Annotated in this window: 7 protein-coding genes; 4 read left to right on the forward strand and 3 right to left on the reverse strand. The window is 63.4% G+C overall.

All coding sequences use genetic code 11. The features are described 5' to 3' along the window. The first annotated feature begins 169 nt into the window (after window positions 1–169). Genes glcD through DFO50_RS10540 form a run of 4 tightly spaced genes read left to right on the forward strand, consistent with a single transcriptional unit; the run spans window position 170 to window position 4,441 of the window. Window positions 170–1,669 carry a glycolate oxidase subunit GlcD gene (gene glcD / locus DFO50_RS10525; RefSeq protein ID WP_028499799.1) on the forward strand — a complete coding sequence of 500 codons (1,500 nt, stop codon included), beginning with the start codon at window positions 170–172 and terminating at the stop codon, window positions 1,667–1,669. Between the two features lie 20 nt (window positions 1,670–1,689). Beyond that, window positions 1,690–2,754, forward strand: coding sequence for a glycolate oxidase subunit GlcE (gene glcE, locus DFO50_RS10530; protein ID WP_112692476.1), 1,065 nt, complete (start codon window positions 1,690–1,692; stop codon window positions 2,752–2,754). Between the two features lie 14 nt (window positions 2,755–2,768). Continuing rightward, entirely contained in the window at window positions 2,769–3,986 is a 1,218-nt protein-coding gene (glcF, locus tag DFO50_RS10535) for a glycolate oxidase subunit GlcF (protein WP_112692477.1), read from the forward strand. A gap of 47 nt (window positions 3,987–4,033) precedes the next feature. Next, window positions 4,034–4,441 (forward strand): heme-binding protein, encoded by a 408-nt coding sequence (locus tag DFO50_RS10540; protein ID WP_028499802.1) that lies wholly within the window; start codon window positions 4,034–4,036, stop codon window positions 4,439–4,441. On the opposite strand, the gene DFO50_RS18870 is transcribed toward DFO50_RS10540, so the two are convergent. Genes DFO50_RS18870 through DFO50_RS19170 form a run of 3 tightly spaced genes read right to left on the reverse strand, consistent with a single transcriptional unit; the run spans window position 4,383 to window position 5,818 of the window. After that, window positions 4,383–5,234 carry a hypothetical protein gene (locus tag DFO50_RS18870; protein ID WP_146745049.1) on the reverse strand — a complete coding sequence of 284 codons (852 nt, stop codon included), beginning with the start codon at window positions 5,232–5,234 and terminating at the stop codon, window positions 4,383–4,385. The genes DFO50_RS10540 and DFO50_RS18870 overlap by 59 nt on opposite strands. After that, the gene (locus tag DFO50_RS18875) at window positions 5,231–5,623 is read right to left on the reverse strand and encodes a hypothetical protein (protein WP_146745050.1); all 393 of its coding nucleotides are present in this window, start codon (window positions 5,621–5,623) and stop codon (window positions 5,231–5,233) included. The genes DFO50_RS18870 and DFO50_RS18875 overlap by 4 nt, the downstream gene beginning before the upstream one ends. Window positions 5,624–5,680: 57 nt before the next feature. Continuing rightward, the gene (locus tag DFO50_RS19170; RefSeq protein WP_158537436.1) at window positions 5,681–5,818 is read right to left on the reverse strand and encodes a hypothetical protein; all 138 of its coding nucleotides are present in this window, start codon (window positions 5,816–5,818) and stop codon (window positions 5,681–5,683) included. Between the last annotated feature and the right edge of the window lie 182 nt (window positions 5,819–6,000).

Raw genomic sequence — 6,000 nt, forward strand, 5'->3', positions numbered from 1 at the left:
ACCGGGAAAGACACCAAGATAAAGTCGTTGCTTTCGTCATGCGGAAGCGGCCGCGGGACAAAAAAACAGTCAGCCCGCGCTGCATCACCCCGCAGTCGGAGCCCCACCGTCACGCCATTGCGACGTCAGCGGGCCTTTGCCGGGGTCGCTTGAGAAACAGAGGGGAACTATGAGCATTTTCTACGACGAACGTGTCGACGGCGTCCTGCCGGATGTCGACAAGGCCGCGTTGCTGGAAGAACTGCGCCGGGTGCTGCCCGACGTCGAGGTGCTGTCCGATGCGGAAGACCTCAAGCCCTACGAGTGCGACGGCCTGTCCGCCTATCGCGCCACGCCGCTGCTGGTCATCCTGCCCGAAACGATCGACCAGGTGCAAACCCTGCTGCGGCTGTGCCATGCGCGGCAGGTGCCGGTCGTCGCCCGCGGGGCCGGCACCGGTCTGTCCGGCGGCGCCATGCCGCTGGAAAAGGGCGTGCTGCTGGTCATGGCACGCTTCAAGCGCGTGCTGTCGGTCGATCCGGATGCCCGTGTTGCCCGGCTGGAACCCGGCGTGCGCAACCTGGCCATTTCCGAGGCCGCGGCCCCTTACGGCCTGTACTACGCGCCGGACCCGTCGTCGCAGATCGCCTGTTCGATCGGCGGCAATGTCGCCGAAAACGCCGGTGGCGTGCACTGCCTGAAATACGGGCTGACCGTGCACAATGTCATGAAGGTCGACATGCTGACCATCGAGGGCGAGCGCATGACGCTCGGCAGCGATGCCCTGGACAGCCCCGGCTTCGACCTGCTGGCGCTGTATACCGGCTCGGAAGGCATGCTCGGCGTGGCGGTGGAGATCACCGTCAAACTGCTGCCGAAACCGCAGATGGCCAAGGTCCTGCTGGCCAGCTTCGACGACGTCGACAAGGCAGGCCGCGCGGTCGGCGACATCATTGCCGCCGGCATCATCCCCGGCGGGCTGGAAATGATGGACAACCTGTCGATCCGGGCCGCCGAAGACTTTATTCACGCCGGTTACCCGGTCGATGCCGAAGCCATCCTGCTGTGTGAACTCGATGGCGCCGAGGCCGACGTGCACGCCGACTGCGAACGGGTCAGCCATATCGTCCGCGCCGCCGGCGCGACCGATGTTCGCCAGGCGCGTGACGAGGCCGAACGGCAACGGTTCTGGGCCGGACGCAAGAACGCCTTCCCGGCGGTCGGCCGCATCTCGCCCGACTACTACTGCATGGACGGCACCATTCCGCGCCGCGAGCTGCCGAAAGTGCTGAAGGGCATTGCCGCACTGTCGGAAAAACACGGGCTGCGCGTCGCCAATGTGTTCCATGCCGGCGACGGCAACATGCACCCGCTGATCCTGTTCGATGCCAACCTGCCCGGCGAAATGGAACGCGCCGAGGCCCTTGGCGGCGAAATCCTGGAACTGTGCGTCGCAGTTGGCGGCAGCATCACCGGCGAGCACGGTGTCGGCCGCGAAAAGATCAACCAGATGTGCGCCCAGTTCAACAGCGACGAGCTGGAGATGTTCCACGCGGTCAAGGCGGCCTTCGACCCTGACCGCCTGCTGAACCCCGGCAAGAACATTCCGTCCCTGCATCGCTGCGCCGAATTCGGTGCGATGCACGTCCATCACGGGAAACTGCCGTTCCCCGAGCTGGACCGGTTCTGAGCGCGCATTCAGGAGAGATCATGCAACAAGGTTTTCAATCGGCGGACAACAGCGCCGACCTGCTGGCGCAAGTGCAGGCAGCGATCGCCAGCCACACGCCGCTTCGCCCGCGCGGCGGCGGCAGCAAGGATTTTCTTGGCCGCGCCGTCGACGGCGTGGTCCTCGACACCCGCAGCCACAGCGGCATCGTCAGCTATGACCCGACCGAACTGGTCATCACCGCCCGCGCCGGTACGCCGCTGAGCGTGCTGCAGGCGGCGCTCGACGATGCCGGACAGATGCTCGGCTGCGAACCGCCATCCGGCAATGGCGCCGCCACCGTCGGCGGCATGGTCGCCAGTGGCCTGTCCGGCCCGCGCCGCCCGTGGTCCGGCGCCGTGCGCGATTTCGTGCTCGGCACGCGGCTGATTACCGGCCGCGGCACCCACCTGCGCTTCGGCGGCGAGGTGATGAAGAATGTCGCCGGCTACGATCTGTCCCGCCTGCTGGCCGGCAGCTTCGGCTGCCTGGGCCTGCTGACCGAAGTCTCGCTGAAAGTACTGCCGAAGCCGCAGTGCAGCCACAGCCTGCGACTGGAAGTCACATTCGCTGACGCACTGCAAAAGCTGGCCGAATGGGGGCGCCAGGCACTGCCGGTCACCGGCGCCAGCCATGACGGCCATGCGCTGTCGGTACGGCTGGAAGGGGGCGAAGCCATGGTCGAAGCCTCCCGCCTCCGCATTGGCGGCGACACGCTCGATGGCGGCTACTGGGCCGAGCTGCGCGAGCGCCGGCTGCCGTTCTTTGTCGACGCCCGCCCGCTGTGGCGCCTGTCGCTGCCGCCGAATACGCCGCCACTGCCCTTGCCCGGCGACGTACTGGCCGACTGGGGCGGCTCCCAGCGCTGGCTGCTCAGTGATGCCGACGCCGGCACGCTGCAGGCATTCGCCGCCATGCACGGCGGCCACGCCACCTGTTACCACGCCGGCTGCGAGCAACCGTTCCAGCCGCTGGCGCCGGTACTGATGCGCTACCACCGCCAGTTGAAGGCACAAATGGACCCGCACGGGATCTTCAACCCTGGCCGGCTGTACGCCGGGCTGTAATCGGGACGAAGCTGATGCAAACCCAGTTGAACGCTGCCGCCCTCGCCCTGCCGCGTGGCGCCGAGGCGGAAGACATCCTGCGCACCTGCGTGCATTGCGGTTTCTGCAATGCGACCTGTCCGACCTACCAGATCCTCGGCGACGAGCTGGATGGCCCGCGCGGCCGTATCTACCTGATCAAGCAGATGCTGGAGGGCGGCGAAGTCACCGCAAAAACCCGCCTCCATCTCGACCGCTGCCTGAGCTGCCGCAATTGCGAAACCACCTGTCCGTCCGGCGTGACCTATCACTCGCTGCTGGATATCGGCCGTGCCGAAGTCGAACGCCGGCTGTACCGGCCACTGGGCGAGCGGCTCCAGCGTGGCGCCCTGCGCGCCCTGCTGACCCGGCCGGCACTGTTCGGTGCCGCGCTGAAAACCGCGCAGGCACTACACCCGTTGCTGCCGCCCTCGCTGAAGCTGAAAGTCCCGGCTCGCGTTCGCCCGGCCAAGCCCCGGCCAGCAACGCGCCATGCGCGTCAGGTATTGATGCTGGAAGGCTGCGTGCAGCCCAATCTGTCGCCGAACAGCAATGCCGCCACCGCACGGGTACTCGACCGGCTCGGCATCAGCGTCATCCCGGCACCGCAGGCCGGCTGCTGCGGCGCAGTCGACTACCACATGAATGCCCAGCAGGCCGGGCTTGACCGGGCGCGGCGCAATATCGACGCCTGGTGGCCGGCCATCGAGCAGGGTGCGGAAGCCATCGTGCAGACCGCCAGCGGCTGTGGCGCCTTCGTCAAGGAATACGGCCATCTGCTGGCCGCCGACCCGGCCTATGCCGCCAGGGCAGCGCGGGTCAGCGAACTGGCCCGTGATGTGGTCGAAGTGCTGCGCGACGAAGCGCTGGAAAAACTGGATATCCGTGCCGACAAGCGGCTGGCATTCCACTGCCCCTGTACGCTGCAGCACGCGCAAAAACTCGGCGGCGCGGTCGAAAGCGTGCTGACCCGGCTCGGCTTTGAACTGACGGCCGTTCCGAACGGACACCTGTGCTGCGGCTCGGCCGGCACCTACTCGTTTACCCAGCCGGAACTGTCGCGGCGCCTGCGCGACGACAAGCTCGACGCACTGGAAAGCGGTGGCCCCGAAGTCATCGTGACCGCAAACATCGGCTGCCAGACCCATCTCGACAGCGCTGGCCGCACACCGGTCCGCCACTGGATCGAACTGGTCGAGGAAGCCCTCGTCTGACCCACCCGCCCACCGTCGCCCCGCGCGGTGGCAACAGGAGAAACCCCATGCAAAGCAAAGCCGTACTGACCAGCACCGAAATCGACCTCATCCTCGCCGCCGCACGCAGGGAAGCGGAAGCCAACAACTGGGCCGTCACCATCGCCATCGTCGACGACGGCGGTCACCCGCTGGGCCTGCTGCGCCTCGATGACTGCGCACCGGTCAGCGCCTATATCGCCACCGAAAAAGCCCGCACCGCCGCACTCGGCCGGCGCGAATCCAGAGTGTACGAAGAAATGATCAATGGCGGCCGGACCTCGTTCCTGTCCGCACCGGTGCTGCAGGGCACGCTCGAAGGCGGCGTCCCGGTCATTGTCGGTGGACAGACCATCGGCGCTGTCGGCGTTTCCGGCGTCAAGTCCAATCAGGATGCCCAGATCGCCATGGCCGGCATCGCCGCCCTGGCCAGCTGAGTTCTTTACCCTTCTTCCGGCAATACGACCGACTCCGGTCTGTCGTATTTCTTTTGGCCCGCACCCCTCGCGGGCCTTTTTTTCGTCCTGCGGCAACCGGACTCTTTCCTGCGCCACGGCACTGCCCACCCCGATGCCATCCCTTGCTTGAAGCTCGGCCTTGATGTTTTCGTACCAGCACGATCCGGTTAGTCCCGGAATGGTAATGACCGACCAGTTTCGGGCTTGCTGTCGCATCCTGCCCGGCAGGCACCTCCAGGCGCATGGGCAAGGCCCCGGTTTCACGCATTACCCCCTCATCCATGCCCGGCAACCGGATTTCATGCTCGCTGCTGATCGGGACGTCCACCGGTTCGGCCGGCACTGCAGGCGGGGCGGGTTCTTCTTCCGGCTCGTGAAGCTCGATTTTTATTCTTTTCTTCCATCGCTTCGCTTCTGCTTGCTGGCGCTGTTTCCATTGCTGGTGCAGTTCCCATTCGTCCCATAAGGTATCGGTAGTAACAGCAGGATTTTTTCTCTTGATATAAACAATTATTAATTGCGCAAAAATTATTGACCCGGCCATTCCACACATCATTGATATGACAAATTTATGCCATGCAATATCCGCAGGATCTACAACTAGTTCCTTGTTAAAAAAACAATACGCACGCATGAATAATTCATCAATATTCCATCCAAAAGCCCAAAAAACAATAATTCCTGCAAGAGTTCGTAAAATTCCCGCATAGGTAAAAATATCCCATATTTTTCCGCGAGTATAATTTTCACCTTTGCTCATTTTTTTCTTCATGGACTATTCCCTTCATCCGCGAAAGGCATAGGCAGCACAGATGGAATTCCACCAAATGAATCCCTAATTACGCCAGAAATAAATTCGGGGCACGGATTTGGCTTTCCAAAATTCTGAAACAGAGCTGGAACGTATGGATTAAGAGGTTCACCACCAATACGGGCAGGAAGCTTCGACTTAATTACCGAAAAACTAACAGCTCCCAGTACATATCCACCACCATAAAACATCGCCCCAACCATCGCCCCTTTCACCACATCCTTCCCCTCCCCATACATCCCATTCACCGCTACCGTATTCACCCCACCCACCCCCGCCCCTATCACGGCATCACGCCACAGCGACACCCCACGGAACGGATAGGCCACAGCACCGGTCAAGGCCGCCACCGCCGCCTGCCCACCGCGGTAAAGCTGCCCCCCGAACAGCTGCCCGGCAGTATCAAATCAGCCTCCCAGCATCGCGCCGATGGTCATTTTCCTGACCGTCAGCCCGGCCAGTACTTCCGGACCTGCTGCGACCACCACCATCGGTAGCGACTGACTCAGGTTACTGGCCTGCTGGTAGTGCCAGGCCGGTGGCAATCGGGCCGGCTCCTGGTCAATCCAGATTTTCCCATCCACCGACAGGCACACGTCGCGACCAGCCTGCCGGGGCTTGACCTGCTTCCGCGCAGGCCTGCTTAACCAAGCGGCTCATCCTCAATGAGGAAGAATCCTGCCGGGAACAGGCTTTTTAGTTCAGCGCGACGCTTTGAAAAAACCGA

It is taken from the genome of Microvirgula sp. AG722 (assembly GCF_003269145.1).
GTDB classification, from domain to species: domain Bacteria; phylum Pseudomonadota; class Gammaproteobacteria; order Burkholderiales; family Aquaspirillaceae; genus Microvirgula; species Microvirgula aerodenitrificans.

What these genes read in the sequence shown, in the direction of transcription:
- glcD (WP_028499799.1), top strand. Translation starts at nt 170, where the DNA reads ATGAGCATTTTCTACGACGAACGTGTCGACGGCGTCCTGCCGGATGTC.
- glcE (WP_112692476.1), top strand. Translation starts at nt 1,690, where the DNA reads ATGCAACAAGGTTTTCAATCGGCGGACAACAGCGCCGACCTGCTGGCG.
- glcF (WP_112692477.1), top strand. Translation starts at nt 2,769, where the DNA reads ATGCAAACCCAGTTGAACGCTGCCGCCCTCGCCCTGCCGCGTGGCGCC.
- DFO50_RS10540 (WP_028499802.1), top strand. Translation starts at nt 4,034, where the DNA reads ATGCAAAGCAAAGCCGTACTGACCAGCACCGAAATCGACCTCATCCTC.
- DFO50_RS18870 (WP_146745049.1), bottom strand. Translation starts at nt 5,234, where the DNA reads ATGAAGAAAAAAATGAGCAAAGGTGAAAATTATACTCGCGGAAAAATA.